Source organism: Streptococcus infantis (assembly GCF_047464215.1).
Classification (GTDB): Bacteria; Bacillota; Bacilli; order Lactobacillales; family Streptococcaceae; genus Streptococcus; species Streptococcus infantis_P.
The window spans coordinates 82,096-103,576 of the sequence record NZ_JASHCG010000003.1 but is presented as its reverse complement, the minus strand read 5'-3'; the positions used below and the strand labels follow the sequence as shown (position 1 = coordinate 103,576).

At 37.0% G+C, this 21,481-nt stretch carries 15 protein-coding genes; 14 read left to right on the top strand and 1 reads right to left on the bottom strand.

The window, feature by feature from the left end; all coding sequences use genetic code 11:
• The first annotated feature begins 158 nt into the window (after positions 1–158).
• From QM469_RS02775 to xerS, 14 genes are all read left to right on the top strand, one after another.
• Complete coding sequence (locus tag QM469_RS02775) at positions 159–824, top strand: lysostaphin resistance A-like protein (RefSeq protein ID WP_414273409.1); 666 nt, start codon at positions 159–161, stop codon at positions 822–824.
• A gap of 137 nt (positions 825–961) precedes the next feature.
• Complete coding sequence (gene rexB / locus QM469_RS02770; RefSeq protein ID WP_414276097.1) at positions 962–4,213, top strand: ATP-dependent nuclease subunit B; 3,252 nt, start codon at positions 962–964, stop codon at positions 4,211–4,213.
• Positions 4,210–7,854 carry a helicase-exonuclease AddAB subunit AddA gene (gene addA, locus QM469_RS02765; RefSeq protein ID WP_414276051.1) on the top strand — a complete coding sequence of 1,215 codons (3,645 nt, stop codon included), beginning with the start codon at positions 4,210–4,212 and terminating at the stop codon, positions 7,852–7,854. The genes rexB and addA overlap by 4 nt, the downstream gene beginning before the upstream one ends.
• 16 nt (positions 7,855–7,870) lie before the next feature.
• Complete coding sequence (locus QM469_RS02760; RefSeq protein WP_153225349.1) at positions 7,871–9,049, top strand: hypothetical protein; 1,179 nt, start codon at positions 7,871–7,873, stop codon at positions 9,047–9,049.
• A 126-nt stretch (positions 9,050–9,175) separates the two neighbouring features.
• Complete coding sequence (locus QM469_RS02755; RefSeq protein ID WP_371607730.1) at positions 9,176–9,673, top strand: YkgJ family cysteine cluster protein; 498 nt, start codon at positions 9,176–9,178, stop codon at positions 9,671–9,673.
• Positions 9,674–9,896: 223 nt separating this feature from the next.
• Positions 9,897–10,940 carry a bifunctional glycosyltransferase family 2/GtrA family protein gene (locus tag QM469_RS02750; protein ID WP_153225348.1) on the top strand — a complete coding sequence of 348 codons (1,044 nt, stop codon included), beginning with the start codon at positions 9,897–9,899 and terminating at the stop codon, positions 10,938–10,940.
• Positions 10,937–11,848 (top strand): phosphodiester glycosidase family protein, encoded by a 912-nt coding sequence (locus tag QM469_RS02745; RefSeq protein ID WP_153225347.1) that lies wholly within the window; start codon positions 10,937–10,939, stop codon positions 11,846–11,848. The genes QM469_RS02750 and QM469_RS02745 overlap by 4 nt, the downstream gene beginning before the upstream one ends.
• Positions 11,829–12,275: a hypothetical protein gene (locus tag QM469_RS02740; protein WP_153225346.1), complete on the top strand. Its 447-nt coding sequence runs from the start codon at positions 11,829–11,831 to the stop codon at positions 12,273–12,275. Before QM469_RS02745 ends, QM469_RS02740 begins: the two co-directional genes overlap by 20 nt.
• Positions 12,276–12,489: 214 nt before the next feature.
• Complete coding sequence (locus QM469_RS02735) at positions 12,490–14,502, top strand: glucosaminidase domain-containing protein (RefSeq protein WP_414276050.1); 2,013 nt, start codon at positions 12,490–12,492, stop codon at positions 14,500–14,502.
• Between the two features lie 76 nt (positions 14,503–14,578).
• Entirely contained in the window at positions 14,579–14,806 is a 228-nt protein-coding gene (gene imm40, locus QM469_RS02730; protein ID WP_414276049.1) for an Imm40 family immunity protein, read from the top strand.
• A gap of 274 nt (positions 14,807–15,080) precedes the next feature.
• Entirely contained in the window at positions 15,081–15,932 is an 852-nt protein-coding gene (gene ylqF / locus QM469_RS02725) for a ribosome biogenesis GTPase YlqF (protein ID WP_414276048.1), read from the top strand.
• Positions 15,919–16,698, top strand: a complete 780-nt coding sequence (locus QM469_RS02720) for a ribonuclease HII (protein ID WP_414276047.1) — start codon at positions 15,919–15,921, stop codon at positions 16,696–16,698. Before ylqF ends, QM469_RS02720 begins: the two co-directional genes overlap by 14 nt.
• A 15-nt stretch (positions 16,699–16,713) precedes the next feature.
• Positions 16,714–18,264 carry a chloride channel protein gene (locus tag QM469_RS02715; protein ID WP_414276046.1) on the top strand — a complete coding sequence of 517 codons (1,551 nt, stop codon included), beginning with the start codon at positions 16,714–16,716 and terminating at the stop codon, positions 18,262–18,264.
• A gap of 1,062 nt (positions 18,265–19,326) precedes the next feature.
• Positions 19,327–20,397: a tyrosine recombinase XerS gene (gene xerS / locus QM469_RS02710; protein WP_414276045.1), complete on the top strand. Its 1,071-nt coding sequence runs from the start codon at positions 19,327–19,329 to the stop codon at positions 20,395–20,397.
• A gap of 72 nt (positions 20,398–20,469) precedes the next feature.
• Here xerS and QM469_RS02705 read toward each other — a convergent pair whose 3' ends face one another.
• Positions 20,470–21,459, bottom strand: coding sequence for a lipoate--protein ligase (locus QM469_RS02705; protein ID WP_414276044.1), 990 nt, complete (start codon positions 21,457–21,459; stop codon positions 20,470–20,472).
• Between the last annotated feature and the right edge of the window lie 22 nt (positions 21,460–21,481).

The window sequence follows — 21,481 nt, the reverse complement described above, 5'->3', positions numbered from 1 at the left end:
TTGTCTATATTATAGCATAATTTAGTGGAAATAAGGATTACTATGTCAATTTAGGACGTTTCAATTACAATTCATGATTGGAAGAAGCTTTTTGGCAAATATATGCTATACTAAATTTGCAATATACTGATAATGGATAAAAAAGCAGAGGACTTGGCATGAAAAAAAGAGTAGTACAGATTTTACTAGCCTTATTGGTAATCATTTATAGGAAGACTTGGTTTTGGTGGATTTTTAATCACTTTTCAGCTAGATTTGTAGTTGCTAGTCGAGAGTATTTCTTGATTCTTGCTTTTTTAGAGCTCATCGTTACTTTTATAGCTATTCTTTATTTACTAGTATTCGAAGGTAGGAAAATTCTTGAGTTGAAGTGGAAATGGAGATATCCAGTTTATTTGCTTCTTGCTTATGGAGTCAATCATCTTTCAGGTATTGTGTTTTCCTTTTTAACCCCAGCCACGTCCAATCAAATGGCTTTAAATGAAATGATTGAGATGACAGGGCGACAAGAGTTGCTGTATTTTTTGCTTATTACTTGTCTGCTAGGACCAATTTCAGAAGAATTGGTTTACCGAGGAGTTCTGATGAATACATTTTTTAAAGATTCACCTTGGTATGGAGATGTTTTACTATCAGCCTGTGTCTTTGGCTATGTGCATGTTGCTGATGGTATAACACCGCTCGCCTTTTTCACCTATGCAAGTGGAGGAGCAATTTTAGCTTTCCTCTACCGAAAAACTCATTCTCTCTATTATCCTATTTTGCTCCATATCATGATTAACATTGCTGCATTTTGGGAATTATGGATTCTCGTATTTTCATGAAGTTAGTGCTTATCAATCAATGCCGGAAATTTCTGGCATTTTTCTTTTCTTGAGATGTTAAAGAGCCCTCTATTTATAGGATTAGCAGTCAAAAAATGGTATAATGAAAGGTAATGAAAAAATCAAACGAGGCTGAGATGAAACTACTTTATACCGATATTCGGACTTCTTTAACAGAAATCCTAACCAAGGAGGCTCAGGGACTGGTTGCCCAAGGTAAACGAGTCTTTTATATCGCCCCTAACTCTCTTTCTTTTGAAAAGGAACGTGCCGTGCTGGAGTGCTTGAGTCAGCAGGCTTCTTTTGCGATCACAGTCACGCGCTTCGCTCAAATGGCTCGTTATCTGGTTTTAAACGATATACCAGCGAAGTCTAGTCTCGATGATATTGGTCTGGGCATGGTTTTCTATAAATGTTTGTCTGAGATAGACGCTAAGGATTTGCGAGTTTACGGGGCTATTAAGCAAGATCCGCAATTCATCCAACAACTGATTGAGATTTATCATGAAATGACAACTGCAAAGATGAGCTTTTTGGATTTAGAAAGTCTATCTGACGCTGATAAACGTTCTGATTTACTCTTGATTTTTGAAAAGGTAACAGCTTATCTGAATCAAGGTCAAGTTTCGCAAGGGAGTCAATTGTCATATCTGATCAATGCTATCGAAGAAAATAAAGTAAGTAGTGATTTTAGTAAGATTGCCCTAGTCATTGATGGTTTTACCCGATTTTCTGCAGAAGAAGAACACCTAGTGGATCTACTTTATCGTAAGGGTGTTGAAATTGTTATCGGGGCTTATGCGACTAAAAAAGCTTATACAAGTCCATTTAGTGAAGGTAACCTCTATCAAGCCAGTGTTGAGTTTTTGAGACATTTGGCCTTTAAATATCAGACTAAGGCAGAAAATACTTATCAAGAACATGAGAAACTTGATGCCTTTGCCAAAGCCTCAAAATTACTGGAAAGTGCTTATGATTATTCTGAAATTAGTTTAGATGTGAATGACGAAGATAGAAAGGACTTGCAAATCTGGTCTTGTCTGACACAAAAAGAAGAGCTGGAGTTAGTTGCTCGTAGTATTCGCCAGAAATTGCACCAAGAGCCAGAACTTAGCTATAAGAATTTTCGAATCCTACTTGGTGACGTAGAGTCCTATAAACTGTCCTTGCAGACAATTTTTAATCAATATCAAATTCCTTTTTATTTGGGCAAGAGTGAGTCTATGGCTCATCATCCTCTAACTCAATTTGTAGAATCCATCGGGCGTTTGAAACGATACAATTTCCGTCAAGAAGATTTGATTAATCTCTTACGCACTGGCTTGTATACTGACCTTAACCAAGAGGAAATTGATAGCTTTGAACAATATCTTCGTTATCTAGGTATTGATGGTCTTTCTAACTTTAAACAAGAATTCACAAAGTCATATCATGGAAAGTTTGATTTAGAAAAATTAAATAAGCTTCGTGTTCGTGTTCTAAATCCACTAGAAACTTTATTATCTAGTCGTAAGCAAAAAGCTGAGAATCTTCTTGCAAAATGGAACAACTTTTTGAAAGATTCTCATTTGACCAAGCAGTTACAAACCTTATCTGCAACGATGGAAGTAGCAGAGCAAGAAAGACAAGAGGAGGTCTGGAAAGCATTTTGCCACGTAATGGAGCAATTTGCAACTGTATTTGAAGGTTCTCAGGTCACTTTAGATGATTTCTTGGCACTTCTTCATTCAGGTATGAGCTTGTCAAATTACCGTACAATTCCAGCAACAGTAGATACTGTCCTGGTGCAGAGTTATGATTTGATTGCACCCTTGACAGCTGATTACATCTATGCAATTGGTTTAACTCAAGATCATTTGCCCAAAATTGCTCAGAACACCAGTTTGTTGAGCGATGAAGAAAGAGAATCCTTGAATCAAATGACTCAAGAAGGTTCTCAATTACTGATTGCAAGTCAAGAAAACCTCAAGAAGAATCGCTATACTATGCTTTCTTTGGTCAACTCTGCTAGGAAGCAATTAGTCTTATCAGCACCAAGTTTACTCAATGAAAATGAGAGTAAAGAGTCAGTTTATCTGAAAGAATTGCAGGACTTTGGTTTTAGCAAGATTGAAAAGAGAATTGATCGAAAAAATCTATCGAAAGATGACATTGGTTCTTATCACAGTCTTTTGTCTAGTCTGGTTGCCTATCATCAGCAAGGTGAGATGGAGACAAGCGACCAAGACTTAACCTTTGTCAAGGTTTTGGCTCGTGTGATGGGTAAAAAGTTGGAAGGCAAAGGTTTGGAAAATCCAGTTTTACCAACAAGTCCAAAGAGCAAGACTTTAGATTCTGAAACTTTGAAAGCCTTGTATCCTGAAGATCAAGATTTCTATCTATCTACTTCTGGACTAACGGAGTTTTACCGTAATGAATATAGTTATTACCTTCGTTATGTATTAGGCTTGCAAGAAGAATTGCGTCTGAAACCTGATGCTCGAAGCCATGGGAATTTCTTGCATCGTATCTTTGAGCGGGCATTGAAAATGCCGAGCGATGAATCCTTTGATCGTCGTTTAGAACAAGCTATCTCTGAAACCAGTCAAGAACGTGAGTTTCAAGCTATTTATCAGGAGAGTTTGGAGGCTCAATTTACTAAGGAAGTCCTCTTGGATGTCGCACGCGCTACTGGACATATTCTTCGACATAATGCGGATGTTGAAACGATTCAGGAAGAGGCAGTCTTTGGTGGCAAGGAACAAGCCTTTATTCAGCTAGGTAATGGTCGAAATCTCTATGTTCGTGGTAAGGTTGACCGAATTGACCGTCTAAAATCAGATGGAGCTATCGGTGTTGTAGATTATAAGTCTTCTTTGACTCAGTTCAAGTTCCCTATGTTTTATAATGGTCTTAACTCGCAATTACCAACCTATCTAGCTGCCCTCAAGCAAGAAGGGAATAGAGACTTCTTTGGAGCTATGTACCTAGAAATGGCTGAACCAATTCAGTCATTACAAACTGCTAAAACTCTTTCTAAGGCAGTAGCAGAAACGAATAAGACTATGAAATACCAAGGCCTCTTTCTTGAAAAAGAGATGCAACACCTTGGAGAGTTCTACAATAAAAATAAGACTTATCAGTTGTCAGATGAGGAATTCCAGTTATTGTTAGACTATAATGCCCTTCTCTACAAAAAAGCGGCAGAGAAGATTTTATCTGGTGAATTTGCGATCAACCCTTATACAGAAAACGGTAGAAGCATTGCACCCTATGTTCAACAATATCAAGCTATTACAGGTTTCGAAGCCAATTATCATTTAGGTCAGGCAAGATTGTTAGATAAGGTTGCTAAAAGTAATGATAAGGAAACATGGTTTAATAAAATTAGAGAGGAGTTGGAGCGATGAAATTTTTATCCCAAGAAGAGATTGAAAAGTTGCAAATAGAAGAAGCTAATTCTGACAAGAAACCAAAGAAAACTGCTGAACAAATTCAAGCTATCTACAGTTCCAGTCAAAACATTCTGGTCTCAGCATCAGCTGGCTCAGGAAAAACCTTTGTCATGGCTGAACGAATTCTTGATCAACTAGCGCGTGGTGTAGAAATTCGCCAACTCTTTATCTCAACCTTTACGGTAAAGGCAGCAACCGAGTTAAAAGAACGCTTGGAAAAGAAAATCAGCCAACAAATCCAAGAGACACAAGATTTGGAACTAAAAAAACACCTCGGTAGACAATTAGCTGATTTACCCAATGCTGCGATTGGTACCATGGACTCTTTTACGCAAAAATTCCTGACCAAGCATGGTTATCTCCTTGACCTCGCTCCAAACTTTCGTATCCTTCAAAATGAAAGTGAGCAGCTTCTCTTAAAAAATGAGGTCTTTCGTCAAATTTTTGAAAGTCACTACCAAGGCAAAGAACAGGAACGATTTAGTCAGTTGGTGAAGAACTTTGCAGGTAGAAGCAAAGACGCGCGTGGACTGCGTAAACAGGTCTATATGATTTATGACTTTTTGCAATCCACTAGTAATCCTCAGGCTTGGCTACAGGAATCTTTCCTAAAAGGTTTTGAAAAGGCTGATTTTACGGTTGCTAAAGAAACCCTTGCAGAGGATATAAAAGAAAGACTTTGGGATTTAGAAAGCTTTTTCCGTTATCATTTGGATAATGATGCCAAGGAATTTGGCAAAGCAGCTTATTTAGAATCTGTCCAACAAGTTTTAGATGAAATCGGAGCTTTAACCAACGAATCAACTTTTAATCAATATCAAGAAGTTTTAGACCGAGTTGTTAGTATCTCTAAGGATAAGGGAGGTCGTGCTCTTACAAATGCTAGTCGTAAGGCCGAACTGCAAGACTTGAAAGAAACTTACAACCAAGAGAGAAAAGCAAAAATTGAAAAGTTGATTGCACTCAATGATCAAATCACTTTACTAAAATTCCAAGAAGATTATCATCAAGATTCCTGGGACTTGGCAAAGACTTTCCAAGTATTCATGAGGGATTTTGTTGATGCCTATCGACAACGGAAGCGCGAAGAAAATGCCTTTGAATTTGCGGATATTAGCCACTATACCATTGAAATTTTAGAAACCTTCCCACAGGTGCGTCAAGAGTATCAGGAACGCTTCCACGAAGTTATGGTCGATGAATATCAGGATACCAACCACATCCAGGAGAGAATGCTGGAACTCCTCTCAAACGGTCATAATCGTTTTATGGTAGGAGATATTAAGCAGTCTATTTATCGTTTTAGACAGGCAGATCCCCAAATCTTTAACGAAAAATTTCATAGATTTGCTCAAGATGGCAAAGAAGGTCAGTTAATTCTGCTTAAGGAAAATTTCCGTAGTAGTTCAGAAGTTCTAGATGCTACAAATGATGTCTTTAAGCATCTTATGGACGAGGAAGTTGGGGAAATTTCATACGATGGTATGCATCAACTTGTTTTTGGAAATACTGATATTCAAGTAAATCCTGAAAACAAGGCAGAAGTTCTCTTATATGATAAGGATGATAGCGATTCTGATGATGAGGAGGAACTTGCAACCAACAAATTAACTGGTGAAATGCGCATGGTGCTTAAGGAGATAATTCACCTTCATAATGATAAGGGTGTACCTTTCAAGGACATGGCTCTCTTAACTGCCAGCAGAAGTCGCAATGACCAAGTCCTACTTGCCTTGTCTGAGTATGGTATTCCAGTCAAGACAGATGGCGCCCAAAACAACTATCTACAATCTTTGGAAGTGCAGGTTATGTTGGATACTCTCCATGTTATCCATAATCCTCTGCAAGACTTTGCTTTAGTAGCTCTCATGAAGTCTCCTATGTTTAGCTTTGATGAAGATGAATTGGCTCGTCTAGCTCTTCAAAATTCTGAGGATAAGGTTCAAGAGAACTTTTATGAAAAACTAGTCAATGCTCAGGAGAAAATTGGTCTTCAAAAGGATTTAATCAAAGCTGAATTACAAAAGAAGCTAGGCTTTTTCATGGAAACCGTTCAAGATTGGCGTTTGTATTCCAAAACACATTCACTTTATGATCTTATCTGGAAAATTTATAGCGACCGCTTTTACTATGATTATGTTGGTGCTTTACCAAATGGTCAGGCTAGACAGGCTAACCTATATGTCCTAGCACTACGAGCTGACCAGTTTGAAAAGAGTAATTTTAAAGGCTTATCACGTTTCATAACTATGATTGATCAAGTCTTGGAAGCCCAGCATGATCTTGCCAATGTCGCTGTGGCACCACCTAAGGATGCTGTAGAACTTATGAGTATTCATAAAAGTAAGGGCCTAGAGTTTCCTTATGTCTTTATCCTTAATATTGATCAGCAATTTAACAAGCAAGATTCTATGTCTGAGGTCATCCTAAGTCGAAGAAATGGCCTTGGTCTCAAGTATGTTGCTAGAGTTGCTACAGATGCCAAAGAGGAATACGTTCCATCTACTATTAAATTATCTATCCCTAGCTTGACCTATACGCAAAACGAAGAAGAACTTCAGTTAGCAAGTTATTCTGAACTAATGCGTTTGCTTTATGTGGCTATGACGCGAGCTGAGAAAAAATTATATTTAGTTGGAAAAGGTTCTCGTGAAAAGTTAGAATCTAAAGAATATACGACAAATGGGCAAGGTCTTTTGACTCGAGAAACTAGACTAGACGCTACTAATTTCCAAGATTGGATTTGGGCCATTTATCAAGCATTTTCTAAGGAGGATTTGCATTTCACTGTGCGCTTTGAAGGTGAAGAAGGCCTAACCAAAGAAGCTATCGGAGAATTGGAAAATAAAAGCCAGCTCCAAGACCAATCCCAAGCAGATAATCGCCAGTCAGAAACCATCAAAGATGCGTTGGAAATGCTAAAAGAAGTGGAAGTGTATAATCAAGTCCACCGTGCAGCAATCAATCTTCCAAGTGTACAAACCCCTAGTCAGCTTAAAAAATTCTATGAACCTGTCATGGATATGGAAGGTGTAGTAGTAGCTGGTCAAAGTCAACTAAAAGAAAGCACTGTTCAATTCAACCTTCCTGATTTCTCTAAAACTAAGAAAGTTGCTGGTGCTGAGATTGGTAGTGCTACCCATGAACTCATGCAGAGAATTAATCTAGCTAAGAAACCAACTTTAGAGACTTTAACAGAGGCTTTAGAGCAAGTTCAAGTAAGTTCAGCTGTCAAATCCAAAATCAATCTAGGAAAAATTTTATCCTTCTTTGATACAGCTCTCGGTCAAGAGATTCTTGCAAATCAAGATAAACTCTATCGAGAACAACCTTTCTCAATGTTAAAAAGAGACGAGAAGAGCCAAGAAAACTTTGTTGTCCGTGGAATCTTAGATGGTTATCTCCTCTACGATGATAAAATTTCTCTCTTTGACTACAAGACAGACCGTTATGAGCATGTTAGTCAGCTTGTTGAACGCTATCGAGGACAATTAAACCTCTATGCAGAGGCTCTATCTCGTTCATATCAGATAGAAACAGTTGAAAAATATTTGATTCTACTTGGTAAAGACCAAGTAGAAGTCGTTAAACTTTAAAAAGAAAGGAGACATCATGTCCATTCCTGTTAGAAAAAACTTATATGATGCAGTTTTAGAGGCCTCTAAAGCCGATACTTGGGAACAAGCTACCAAAGAGTGGAGTGAAGTTTCCTTGATTTTTAATGGAATCGGTCGAAGCAATTGTGTCTGCGGTAATGCTATTAAGTATGCTTATGAACTTTTTAACGGAGTTACTGGCAAACGACTTTTTCCCATTGGGAGTGACTGTGTGCGTCATTTCCAAAGAATTAGCCTAGATCAACAGCTAGAAGAGGAAGAAAAACTTCTCAGAAAGCTTGAAAATCTAACCAGAAAGGCCCAGAAAAAAGAAGTCATTCGAGTTAATAAAACGGATTTTGATGAGCGACTAATCAACTGGCTATGGGAAAAGGGAGCTTTTAAGTCAAATCGAGGTAATCAATTTTCACCAGAAAAAGATTATCAACTCTTTTTGGAAGTTTTTCAAGGTGGAAGTTGGAGTAGGGCAGAGCCTTTGAAGAAAGCTCGTATGGAAGAAGTCCTTGAAAAATTTATCAAACCCTTTCTACTTGGAAAATCTGACGATCAACTCTATCTTGTTAAACTAGGAAAAGAAAAAATTGACTATGAGCAGGAACTTCGCATCAAGGCTGAAAAGGAGCGAAAGAAGCGAGACAAGATTGCTAAACAATACGCGGATAATCTGGTTCTAGCAATGGGACCAGCTGAACGTGCCTATCAGGATTACTTTGGATTGAGCGAAACACTGACACTAGAGGAGCGCCAGTGGGAAAAAATTCTCTTTGGTAAAAATCGGACAGAACGTTCTATCAAATCAAAACAGTACCAAAGAGAACTCGAAAAGGATCAACGCATTGCTAGTCAAGATCCTCTTGAAAGAAAACAAAAGCAAGTCTGGTTGCTTAACTCGTATTTTAAGGATATACCCGAAGAAAAAGCTCGCTTTTCCCGACTTCTAATCATGCATCGAAAAACCGGAGAAATTCCATTTTCAACTGACTATCTCTCTAACACTTTGTTTGACTTTTTCTACAAAATGAAGGCTTTTGAATTTGAAATAGCACCTGATCAGGTACGTGATTTTCTAAAGGAATGTTTAGATGCGGAGAATCTATCGTCCGCACAAAAATCTTGGATAGAAGGCATTTTAACCAACTGCATCAAACCTTTTTTAGAAAGAATGATAGTATAGCGGTAGTTTTCGTCCTGCATGGAGAGACTCATTATTGTTAAAATTATGTCTCTAAATCATTTGACATAATTTTATTTATGTATAAAACAAAATGTTTGTATCAACATTAAAAATTAGAAAGAAACTATGTCAAAAGAAATCGATATCGAATATTATCACCAACTAGCCTTGCAAAAACAAAAAGAGCATCGTAAGTTTTTAGGAAATCTAAAGAAGAAAGCTCCTAAAAATTTAGATAAAATTGCGCTTGAAATCCATCAAGAAGTTTTTAATGAAATTGATTGTACAGCCTGCGCTAACTGCTGCAAGAGTCTTGGTCCAGACTTCAAAGAAGCAGATATCACACGTATTGCCAAGTATTTTAAAATGAAATTGCCAGCCTTTGAAGCTGAGTTTTTGCAAGTAGATGAAGATGGAGATAAGGTCTTCAAATCGATGCCCTGTCCATTTTTAGGAGGCGATAATCTCTGTTCCATCTACGATGTTCGTCCCAAAGCCTGTCGTGAATTTCCACATACTGACCGTAAGAAGATTTACCAAATCAATAATCTTACTATTAAAAATACCCTAACCTGCCCCGCAGCCTATCTCTTTGTTGAAAAGTTAAGAGAGAAAATAGACTAAGTACTCTCATTGTATGATAAGATACATCCTCAAATACAGTTGCTATTTGAGGATTTTTGTATATTTATTTTTATCTGAAAATTCAAACTAAATTTCTTATTAAGTGATAAGTCCTTTTTAAAGCTTAAAGTTTTTTAAACTTTTTCTTAAAGAAAACTGATATAAGGTATCTTTAAGCGATGTTCTGTATAGTTATACCATCATCAAAGAAAGAGGTATCGATATGAACTACATAGTCATTCCAGCTTATCAACCAGATAATAAACTTATCAAACTCATTGAAAAAATTCACGAAAAGAGTGATTTTCATATCTTAGTCATAGACGACGGCAGTTCATCAGAGTGCCAAAAAATCTTTGATAAAGCAAAACAATTTGCTACTGTCATTCGTCACCAAGTGAACCAAGGTAAAGGGCAGGCTCTAAAAACAGCCTTTACTTATATTCAAGAACAAAACATTTATGGTACGGTTGTCACAGCAGATGCGGATGGACAGCACAAGGTATGGGATATTTTCCGCACGGCTAATAAAGCTTCCGAAAATCCAAACAAGCTAATCTTGGGTGTACGTGCCTTTTCTGGAAAAGTTCCCCTTCGTAGCCGTTTTGGTAACAGCTTAACTAAAGCTCTCTTTAAGCTTCAAACAGGAGTAGGAGTAACAGATACGCAAACTGGACTTCGTGCATTTACGACAAACTTGATACCGTTTATGCTTAAGATTGAAGCTCAACGTTATGAATATGAAATGAATATGTTGCTCGAAGCAACAAAAGAATACGAGATTCTAGAAGTGCCTATTGAAACTGTCTATATCAACGATAATGAGGCTTCACACTTCCGTCCAATCCAAGACGGGCTCATGATTTATAAAAATATCTTTAAATTTGCCTTATCATCTCTTAGTAGCTTTGTTGTAGACTATGTCGTTTACGCCCTAGCAATCTTGATTTTGCCGACAGTTCCGACGAGTCTACGAATCTTTCTAGCAAACGGAGTTGCTCGTGTGACTAGCTCTATTTTCAACTATTCTACAAATAAGAAACTAGTCTTTAAAAATGACGATAGCCTTGTGAAAACAGGGATGGGATACTTTGGTCTAGCAGTTGGACTCTTTGTCTTAGACACGCTACTGATTCGTCTCTTCTTTACAGTCTTTGGTATCAACCTTCTGATTGCTAAAGTTATCGTCGGCATTCTTCTCTTCACTGTCTCTTGGACAGTGCAGAAGAAATTCATCTTTAAGGAAAGGACATCAACTGTATTATGAAATTTTTAAAGAAACGCTATGCTTACGCCTCAGTTCTTGGTCTACTCTTGACAGGATCCTTTAGTTACTCAATGCTAAAGACCTTTGTCCTTGCTGAAACTATCTCGACAGTTGCCACAACGAGCACAAGTTCCAATGCTGCAGCAGCAAGTCAAGCTGCTAAAACGGCTACTGTCACTGACTCTAGATATAAAGATGACAATATTTCTGTTAATTTGTCTGAAACGACAGTCAATAATACCCAAGTCTACGTTGCTGATATTACTCTGAGCTCATCGGATTATCTGAAAACTGCCTTTGCTCAAAATGCCTACAGAACTAACGTAACTGCAAAAACCTCTGTTACCGCAGCTGACAACAATGCCATTTTAGCGGTAAATGGGGACTACTATGGAGCAAACTCTACAGGCTATGTTATCCGTAATGGAGTTGTTTATCGTGATACTGTTCGTGAAGATTCTAGTAATGGGGACTTAGCTATTTATAAAGACGGCTCTTTCAAGGTCATTTACGAAGATCAAATCTCAGCTGAGCAACTAGTAAATGACGGTGTTGTCAATCTCTTGGCTTTTGGACCAGCCTTGGTCGAAAATGGTGAAATTGCAGTTGATACCAATACAGAAGTAGGACAAGCAATGGCTTCAAATCCTCGTACAGCTATTGGTATTATCGATGAAAACCACTATATCATCGTGGTTTCAGATGGACGTACCTCTGAAAGTGAAGGTCTCTCTCTTTATCAGCTTGCTGAGGTCATGAAATCTTATGGAGCAAAAACAGCCTACAACCTTGATGGTGGTGGATCATCTACACTTTACTTCAACGGTCAGGTTATCAATAAACCAACGACTGGAGGAAACAAAATTTCAGAAAGGGCGGTGAGTGATATTGTCTACATCGGTTACTAATCTTGGCAAAAAACGTTTTAAGAAAACAGTCATTTCTTACACACTAATCACTATTTTCTTCTTTGCATTTTCTAGAATTTACGAAGCATTCAGCTTTGGAGAAACTTCTGTTCATATGCACTATCTATTTACTGCACCTCTTGTAGGGGGGATTCTACTAGCAATCTTTCTCAAGGTTCTCCCTCATTTCTCTCGTATTAGTCTAAATCTATGGAATTCGGCAGTAGCGATTATTACAGCGGGTACACTTTTCCGTGGTATTGTCAACCTTTCAGGACGCTCAACAACCTTGGATGCACCCTACTGGTATGTTGGGATTGGGTTTGGAATACTAGCGATCTTCACTATTTTCATCAATCCAAACCTTTGGAATAATTCTGCTAAAGCAACAAAAACAAATCGCAAAGAAGTCTATAGTCAGGTATAATGTTATAAAAAAGTAGTCGTTCAGCTGATGTTCGACTACTTTTTATTGACTTTTATTTCTCAAATATTGTAGAAATATTACAAGTTCTTTTCTTCTGAAAGATACTACTTTTATATTTAACAGAATATTGTATAATATAGTGGATAAATACTGTTTTTTACACAATATATAGAAGCATCAAATACAATATCTAGATATTTGTTAGGAGAAAAGAATGAAAAAAATATTGCTGGCAAGTACGGTTGCCCTCTCTATGGCAGGTTTTGCAAAAACAACCGTCTATGCCGAGGATTCTCAAGCTACCAATAATATTCAATCATCAGAAAGAGCTTCTTCGAATACAGTAAGCAATGAGAAGAAAAAACAAAGCGAAGCTGAAAAAGCAACCTCTAAAACTCCTGATACCCAGGAACAATCTTCAAAAGAAGCAATAGTAGAGGTAGTTAACAAAGAAGGTTGGCAAAAAGAAAATAACCAATGGCGTTATTATGAAAATAATCAGCCTGTTTCAAATTGGAAAAAAATAGCAGGAGTCTGGTACTATTTCAATCAAGATGGCATCATGCTTAGTAATATTATCTTTAATGATTACCTATTGAATAGTAGTGGTGCTATGGCAGAATCTTCTTGGGTAAAAATTGCTGATAAATGGTACTATGCCAATGAAGATGGGAAAGTTACTCGTAATAATTGGAAAAAGATAGCTGGAGTTTGGTATCGATTTGATGAATCTGGCACAATGTTAAGCAATACTATTTATAATGATTATCTTCTCAAGACTAGTGGTGCTATGGCAGAAAATTCTTGGGTAAAAATTGCTGATAAATGGTACTATGCCAATGAAGATGGGAAAGTTACTCGTAATAATTGGAAAAAGATAGCCGGTGTTTGGTATCGATTTGATGAATCTGGCACAATGTTAAACAATACTATTTATAATGATTATCTTCTCAAAAGTAGTGGTGCTATGGCGGAAAATTCCTGGTTAAAACTTGAGGATAAGTGGTATTATGCTACAGAATCAGGAAAAATTATTCGCGACAAGTGGGAAAAAATCAACGGTACATGGTACTATTTTAATAAAGATGGTGACATGCTAAGTAGCCAATGGAAATCGAAATACTATCTAAAAGATAGTGGAGCCATGGCTGAGAGTGAATGGATCTTTGATAAGAAATATAATAGCTGGTTCTACCTCAAGTCGAACGGCGCCTATGCTGAAAATCAATGGCAGAGTGCTTACTATCTAAAATCTGGTGGCTATATGGCTAAGAATGAATGGATTTTTGATAAGGACTATGACGCTTGGTATTACCTCAAAGAAGATGGGGTTTATGTAACTGGGACTTTCAAAATCAGAGGTAAAGACTATTCATTCCAAAGCAATGGAAAATGGATTTCTGATCCATCATCCTATTATAAGGTAGTTCCAATTACAGCTTATGTCTACAGTGCTTCTGGTGATAGGCTCAGCTATATCTCACAAGGTAGCATTGTTTCAGTTACGGGAGCTGGAGTTCAAGGTGGTCGACTTCCAGTCAAAATATCAGGACTTTCAGGATATATGAACAAGACTGATCTTGTAGCAGTTAGTTCTGCAAGTGACTTCATTCCTCACTATACTACGGATGGTAAATATCTCTACCATGAGTTATCACCTTATGCTAGTATTCGTGTAGCACCTCATAGCTCATCAATGACCATTGGTAAAAAATACTATTCAGCTGATGGCATGAACTTTGAAAACTTTACAGTTGAAAATCCTTTCTTATTTAGAGATTTAAGAAAACCAACCAATTACACATCTGAAGAATTAGATAAAGTCTATTCTCTTATGAATATCCAAGGAAGTCGTCTGGCAGGTAAGGGAGCAATCTTTAAAGAAGCTGAAGAACGCTATCAGATTAACGCTCTCTATCTAATCGCTCATAGTGCCCTAGAAAGTTCATGGGGACGTAGCCAAATTGCTAAGGATAAAAACAACTTCTTTGGTATCGCTGCTTATGATACAACACCATATGATTCAGCAAAAAGCTTTGACGATGTTGATAAGGGTATCTTAGGTGCAGCCAAGTGGATCCGTGAAAATTACATCGATAATGGCAGAACATACCTTGGAAATAAAGCGTCAGGGATGAATGTTCTTTATGCTTCAGATCCATATTGGGGAGAAAAAATTGCAAGTATCATGATGAGAATCAATAGTCAGCTAGGCGAAAAAGATTAAAAATCATTAAAATCGATAACGACTGTATGGTGGTTATCGATTTTGCTTATCAAGAGAAACTTGAGGAATTAACTTTATGAAACAGAATATTGAGAATATAAATAAAAGAGGAATTGATTTACGTGACTTAGGGATTGATGCATACGCTTATGATTATTCAGTAATCCCAGACTTACTTGATAATCTCCAAGCCAATAATCAAATTATACTAGGTGGAGATGTGTTTTGCTACAAAAATGCTCAATTGACACATACTTATGACAATTGGTATTATGAGAAACAAGATCCAACTAGGCGATTGTAGCAAATCCATTCTTCAAACAGAAAAGTATATAAAGCATTATGTAAAAAATCATGGTGAACACTATTATTTTTCAATTGTTTTAGACAATGAGGAATTTCATTTGTGACTGATTGACTTAGAAAACATTTTACAATCGGCATTGAATCAAGCGTCAAATATGAGAAATCATGTTATAATAAAAGATAGTGATTTATTTTTAGAAAAAGGATATCTATTTAATTTTTAAATATGAAAAAATAGATACAAATCCAATAAAAGAAAGGAATTTTATAAAATGGCAACTATTCAATGGTTTCCTGGACACATGTCTAAGGCACGTCGTCAGGTTCAGGAAAATTTAAAATTTGTTGATTTTGTGACAGTTTTAGTAGATGCACGTTTGCCCTTGTCTAGCCAAAATCCAATGCTGACTAAAATCATCGGGGACAAACCAAGGCTATTGATTCTAAACAAGGCAGACCTAGCGGACCCAGTATTAACAAAAGAGTGGCGTCAACACTTTGAATCACAAGGTATTCAGACACTTACTATCAATTCTAAAGAGCAAATTACAGTTAAAGTCGTAACAGATGCTGCTAAGAAACTCATGGCAGATAAAATTGCTCGTCAAAAAGAACGTGGTATTCAAATCGAAACCTTGCGTACCATGATTATCGGGATTCCAAACGCTGGTAAATCGACTCTGATGAACCGTTTAGCTGGTAAGAAAATTGCTGTAGTTGGTAACAAGCCTGGTGTGACAAAAGGCCAGCAATGGCTCAAAACAAATAAAGATCTTGAAATCTTGGATACTCCAGGGATTCTATGGCCAAAATTCGAAGACGAGACCATCGCTCTTAAACTTGCCCTTACTGGAGCAATCAAGGACCAGTTGCTTCCAATGGATGAAGTGACTATTTTTGGACTCAACTACTTTAAAACCCATTATCCCGATAAGCTTCAAGAACGTTTTAAACAAATGAATCTGGATGATGAAGCTCCTGAAATTATTATGGATATGACTCGTATCCTTGGTTTCCGTGATGATTACGATCGATTTTATAACCTCTTTGTCAAAGAAATTCGTGATGGAAAACTTGGTAACTATACCTTAGATACATTGGATGATCTCAATGGCAACGATTAAAGAAATAAGAGAAGCATTAGCAAAGATAACTGAACTTAGTAGTCCCTTGTTTAAGGAATTTGAAAAAGATTCTCGTTCAGGTGTCCAAAAAGAAATTCAAAAGCGGAAAAAAGCCCTTCAAGCTGAAATTGATGAAAATCTCCGCTTAGAAGCCATGCTTAGCTATGAAAAAGATTTATATAGTAAAGGGACATCCCTAATTGCTGGTGTAGATGAGGTTGGACGTGGTCCTCTGGCTGGTCCAGTGGTTGCTGCAGCAGTTATTCTGCCCAAAAATTGTAAGATTAAAGGCTTGAATGACAGTAAAAAGATTCCCAAGAAAAAACATGAAGAGATTTTTCAGGCTGTCAAAGATAATTCCCTAGCAATCGGTATTGGGATTATGGTTAATCATGTCATTGATCAAGTCAATATCTATGAAGCAACTAAATTGGCCATGAAAGAAGCTGTATCGCAGCTGGACCCGCAACCTGAGCACTTATTAATCGATGCCATGAAGTTGGATTTGCCGATTTCTCAAACATCCATTATCAAAGGAGATGCTAATTCTCTATCCATTGCAGCAGCATCTATCGTTGCGAAGGTTACAAGAGATAAGATCATGGCTAACTATGACCAAGAATTTCCAGGCTATGATTTTGCTCAAAATGCTGGCTATGGAACTGCTAAGCATCTAGAAGGAATTGAAAAGCACGGTGTCACACCTATTCATCGCACCAGTTTTGAACCGATTAAAACGATCGTTTCAGAAACTAGTAAAAGATAATTAAAGGAGAGAATTATGGAGGAACAGTCGCAAATACTTAGTTCCAAGAAAGAATTTGCCTTCGCGTCCAGTACGATCTTAGCTCAAGTAGGGCGAGGTATTATTGTTGGATTAGTCGTAGGACTTATTGTAGGATCATTTCGATTTTTGATCGAAAAAGGCTTTCATATCGTTCAAGGATTTTATCAAGACCAAGAGAATCTGATACGGAATCTATTGATCATTTTATTGTTTTATATCCTCATTTGCTTACTTAGTGCCAAATTAACACGCTCAGAAAAAGATATCAGAGGTTCTGGTATTCCTCAAGTTGAAGCGGAGTTAAAGGGTCTCATGTCTCTCAACTGGTGGAGTGTCCTCTGGAAAAAATACATTCTAGGTATCTTGGCCATTGCGAGTGGGCTCATGCTCGGTCGTGAAGGTCCCAGTATTCAGCTAGGTGCCGCTGGAGGAAAAGGAATTGCCAAATGGCTCAAGTCTAGCCCTGTTGAGGAGCGTTCTTTGATTGCTAGCGGAGCTGCTGCTGGACTTGCTGCAGCTTTTAATGCACCTATTGCAGGACTCCTATTTGTAGTAGAAGAAGTCTATCACCATTTTTCACGATTTTTCTGGGTTTCTACATTGGCTGCCAGTCTAGTAGCAAACTTCGTTTCTCTTCTCATCTTTGGCTTAACACCTGTACTTGATATGCCGGACAATATCCCTCTCATGAACTTGAGCCAATATTGGATTTATCTGGTGATGGGGATTTTTCTAGGACTCTCAGGTTTTCTCTATGAAAAAGCCGTTCTTAACGTTGGAAAAGTATATGATTGGATTGGCCAAAAGATTCATCTGGATAAGGCCTATTATCCTATTCTAGCCTTTCTTCTTATCATCCCAGTAGGAATCTTCCTGCCACAGATACTTGGTGGGGGCAATCAGCTTGTCTTATCCTTAACAGAACAGGATTTTAGTTTTCAAATTCTCTTGGCTTACTTCATCATTCGCTTTATCTGGAGTATGATCAGTTATGGAAGTGGACTGCCAGGTGGTATTTTCTTGCCAATTTTAGCTTTAGGATCCTTACTTGGTGCTCTGGTCGGTGTTATTTGTGTCAATCTTGGCCTTATTAGCCAGCAGCAATTTCCTATCTTTGTGATTCTTGGAATGAGTGGCTATTTTGGTGCTATCTCAAAAGCACCTTTGACAGCTATGATTCTTGTGACTGAGATGGTCGGAGATATCCGTAATCTCATGCCCTTAGGGATGGTGACCCTTGTTGCCTATATCATTATGGATTTGCTCAAAGGTGCACCCGTCTATGAAGCCATGCTAGAAAAAATGTTACCTGAATCAGCAACTGATGATGGAGAAGTTACACTGATAGAAATCCCGGTTTCAGACAAAATAGCTGGCAAACAAGTACATGAACTCAATTTACCACACAATGTGCTTATCACAACCCAGGTACATAACGGTAAAAGTAAGACAGTTAATGGATCTACAAGGATGTATCTAGGTGATATGATTCATCTCGTAATTCCAAAAAGTGAAATTGGAAAAGTAAAAGATTTGTTGTTGTAGGAAAACATGTTTACATAATTTATGTTATGTCTCGTATATAGTTGGTCTAAAATTAGTAATTAAAAAGATAGACCGAGTCATATGAATCAAAACTCGATTCCTAAATAATGGTATCGAGTTTTGATATTGTATTTTAATAGACTGTAGAAGCTTTAGAAATTTTTTAAGTCAATAAATTTTAATGATCAATAATTCACTTAGCGAATCTAGACGTTTTTTAGAATTGTATAGCTAAAACTATAAGTTTATGTACAATTGACTTAACATGAGCTAAACAATTGATACAACTGAATTAGAAGCATAAAGTACATTCTTTAAGGAGTGTACTTTATTTTTGTTTTGTACAGTATTCTGGAGTGGTATTTTGTATGTTTTCTAGTACTTAATATCCTCTAATCTGAGAAATTAATTTGTACATTATTTTCAATGATAATCAATATATAATAAAAAATTTAAAGTTCAAATTCTGAAACTACTTTCACATATAAATAATTGAATATAAATTGCTGTAGACCTATAATAAAGATAGGGATAATAAGGATTCTTCCTAGAAAGGAGTATACTGTATCCTAAGGGTCAGTATTATTAATAAATCATGAAAAAAGTAATTATTTTTATCTTGTTAATCCTCTTAATCCTCTTATTAATCTTTTCTATTGTTTCAATTCTTATATACAACATGTTTTAAAAAATAAATAAATAGATATTTTTGACACATGTAATATAATCAAATTGTTGAATAAATAGCTCAAGGATACACTAAATCCCTAGAAGACAACAAACAGTCCTCTAGGGATTTTTTACGTCGGTTTTTGATTAAAGTGTATTTTGGAGCTGAAAATGGTTTATCCTTTTTGGATTATGGATAATTGAAAAAAATTTTAGTTTTCACTTAAATAAAGTACATAATTAAGGATAATTAACTCTAAAAAATTTTTGGTTACGTACTATATTTGAACATTCCTAAATATCCTCTATAACATCTTTCCGAAAAACTATAATTTTCTTGAAAAATATAACTAGCTATGCTATACTACTAGTATAGAATATTTGGAGAAAAACATGAAACGCGAGATCTTATTAGAACGGATTGATAAACTCAAACAAGTTATGCCCTGGTACGTTCTGGAATACTACCAATCAAAATTGGCCGTTCCCTACAGTTTTACGACATTGTACGAATACTTAAAGGAATACGATCGATTTTTCACCTGGGTTTTGGAATCTGGTATATCGGATGCTGATACTATGGCAAATATTCCTTTGGATGTTCTGGAGAACATGACCAAGAAAGACATGGAATCTTTTATTCTTTACTTACGTGAACGTCCTTTGCTTAATGCTAATACAACTAAAAATGGTGTCTCCCAAACAACCATTAACCGTACTTTATCAGCTCTTTCTAGTCTTTATAAGTATTTAACTGAGGAAGTTGAAAACGAGCAAGGGGAACCTTATTTCTATCGTAATATCATGAAGAAGGTTGCTACCAAGAAAAAGAAAGAAACCTTGGCTGCACGGGCTGAGAATATCAAGCAAAAACTCTTTTTAGGTGATGAAACAGAGGGGTTTTTAAAATATATAGATGAGGAATACCCTAAAACTCTCTCAAATCGTGCCTTATCCTCCTTTAATAAGAATAAAGAGCGAGATTTAGCGATTATAGCCCTTCTTCTCGCCTCTGGCGTCCGTCTCTCTGAAGCCGTTAACCTTGACCTTCGAGATCTCAACCTCAAAATGATGGTGATTGATGTTACTCGAAAAGGTGGAAAACGAGACTCGGTTAATGTCGCTGCCTTTGCTAAGCCTTATCTTGAGCAATATCTTGCTATTCGAGACAAACGTTATAAGACAGAAAGGACTGATACAGCTCTCTTTCTGACCTTGTATCGAGGTGTTCCAAATCGGATTGATGCTTCTAGTGTTGAAAAGATGGTAGCTAAGTATTCGGAAGACTTCAAAGTTCGGGTAACTCCCCATAAACTGCGTCACACACTAGCAACTCGTCTCTATGATGCGACCAAGTCACAGGTTTTGGTCAGCCACCAGCTGGGACATGCAAGCACACAAGTTACCGACTTGTATACACATATCGTTAATGATGAGCAGAAAAATGCCTTGGATAGTTTATAAGATACATAATATAAATTATGTACATAATTCTTGCAAAAAAGAAGCTGGATATAAAACCAACTTCTTTTTTACTTATTCCACCACTGCTTCAGCAATTTCTTCAGCAGTAATCCCTGAGAAGTAACGGCCTAAGTTAATGGTTTGAAGGGCTTTAAGAACATCTTCGCGTTCGTATTTAACACCACGAAGGACATCTTCTACTGCTGCTACATCTTCGATACCGAAGAAGTCACCATAAATCTTAATGTCTTTAATTTTTGACTCGATAACATTAGCAAAAATTTCAACTTTACCGCTTGGGAATTTAGTCCCACGACGGACGTTATACTCTGGTGATTTCCCATAGTTCCAGTCCCAAGTTCCAAACTTAGTTTCTTTGATGCGATTGATTTCAGCTAATTCTTCATCTGAGAATACATACTCAGTCATCTCAGGGTATTCTTTTTTCATGTATTCCAAGAGTAAATCACGGAATTCTTCAACAGTGATCTTTTCTGGCAACTCATCGATAATATTAGTTACTCGAGCACGGACTGATTTAACTCCCTTAGACTCGAACTTATCTTTAGATACTTTAAGTGCGTTAGCTAGGACTGACAAATCCACGTCAAAGAGAAGACAACCATGGTGCATGATACGGCCATTGATATAGGCTTGTGCATTTCCACAGAATTTCTTACCGTCTATTTCCAAGTCGTTACGGCCTGTAAATTCAGCTTTAACACCAAGTTCAGCCAAGGTATTGATAACCGGAGTAGAGAAACTCTTGAAGTCAAAGGCCTTATTTTCATCTTCTTTTGAAATGATGGTATAGTTAAGGTTGTTCAAATCATGGTAAACAGCTCCACCACCACTGATACGACGCACTACTTCAATTCCGTTTTCGCGTACATAGTCACGGTTAATTTCCTCGATGGTATTTTGGTGACGACCTACAATGATAGATGGTTTGTTGATCCAAAGAAGGAAGATTTGATCTTCATCAAGAAGATGCTTAAAAGCGTACTCCTCTAAAGCAATATTAAAGGCAGTGTCGTTTGAATGATTAATAATGTATTTCATAAGATACCTTCTAATATGATAG

Bases quoted from the DNA above. Each gene is read 5' to 3' on its own strand.
- QM469_RS02775 (WP_414273409.1), top strand. From the start codon at position 159: ATGAAAAAAAGAGTAGTACAGATTTTACTAGCCTTATTGGTAATCATT.
- rexB (WP_414276097.1), top strand. From the start codon at position 962: ATGAAACTACTTTATACCGATATTCGGACTTCTTTAACAGAAATCCTA.
- addA (WP_414276051.1), top strand. From the start codon at position 4,210: ATGAAATTTTTATCCCAAGAAGAGATTGAAAAGTTGCAAATAGAAGAA.
- QM469_RS02760 (WP_153225349.1), top strand. From the start codon at position 7,871: ATGTCCATTCCTGTTAGAAAAAACTTATATGATGCAGTTTTAGAGGCC.
- QM469_RS02755 (WP_371607730.1), top strand. From the start codon at position 9,176: ATGTCAAAAGAAATCGATATCGAATATTATCACCAACTAGCCTTGCAA.
- QM469_RS02750 (WP_153225348.1), top strand. From the start codon at position 9,897: ATGAACTACATAGTCATTCCAGCTTATCAACCAGATAATAAACTTATC.
- QM469_RS02745 (WP_153225347.1), top strand. From the start codon at position 10,937: ATGAAATTTTTAAAGAAACGCTATGCTTACGCCTCAGTTCTTGGTCTA.
- QM469_RS02735 (WP_414276050.1), top strand. From the start codon at position 12,490: ATGAAAAAAATATTGCTGGCAAGTACGGTTGCCCTCTCTATGGCAGGT.
- imm40 (WP_414276049.1), top strand. From the start codon at position 14,579: ATGAAACAGAATATTGAGAATATAAATAAAAGAGGAATTGATTTACGT.
- ylqF (WP_414276048.1), top strand. From the start codon at position 15,081: ATGGCAACTATTCAATGGTTTCCTGGACACATGTCTAAGGCACGTCGT.
- QM469_RS02720 (WP_414276047.1), top strand. From the start codon at position 15,919: ATGGCAACGATTAAAGAAATAAGAGAAGCATTAGCAAAGATAACTGAA.
- QM469_RS02715 (WP_414276046.1), top strand. From the start codon at position 16,714: ATGGAGGAACAGTCGCAAATACTTAGTTCCAAGAAAGAATTTGCCTTC.
- xerS (WP_414276045.1), top strand. From the start codon at position 19,327: ATGAAACGCGAGATCTTATTAGAACGGATTGATAAACTCAAACAAGTT.
- QM469_RS02705 (WP_414276044.1), bottom strand. From the start codon at position 21,459: ATGAAATACATTATTAATCATTCAAACGACACTGCCTTTAATATTGCT.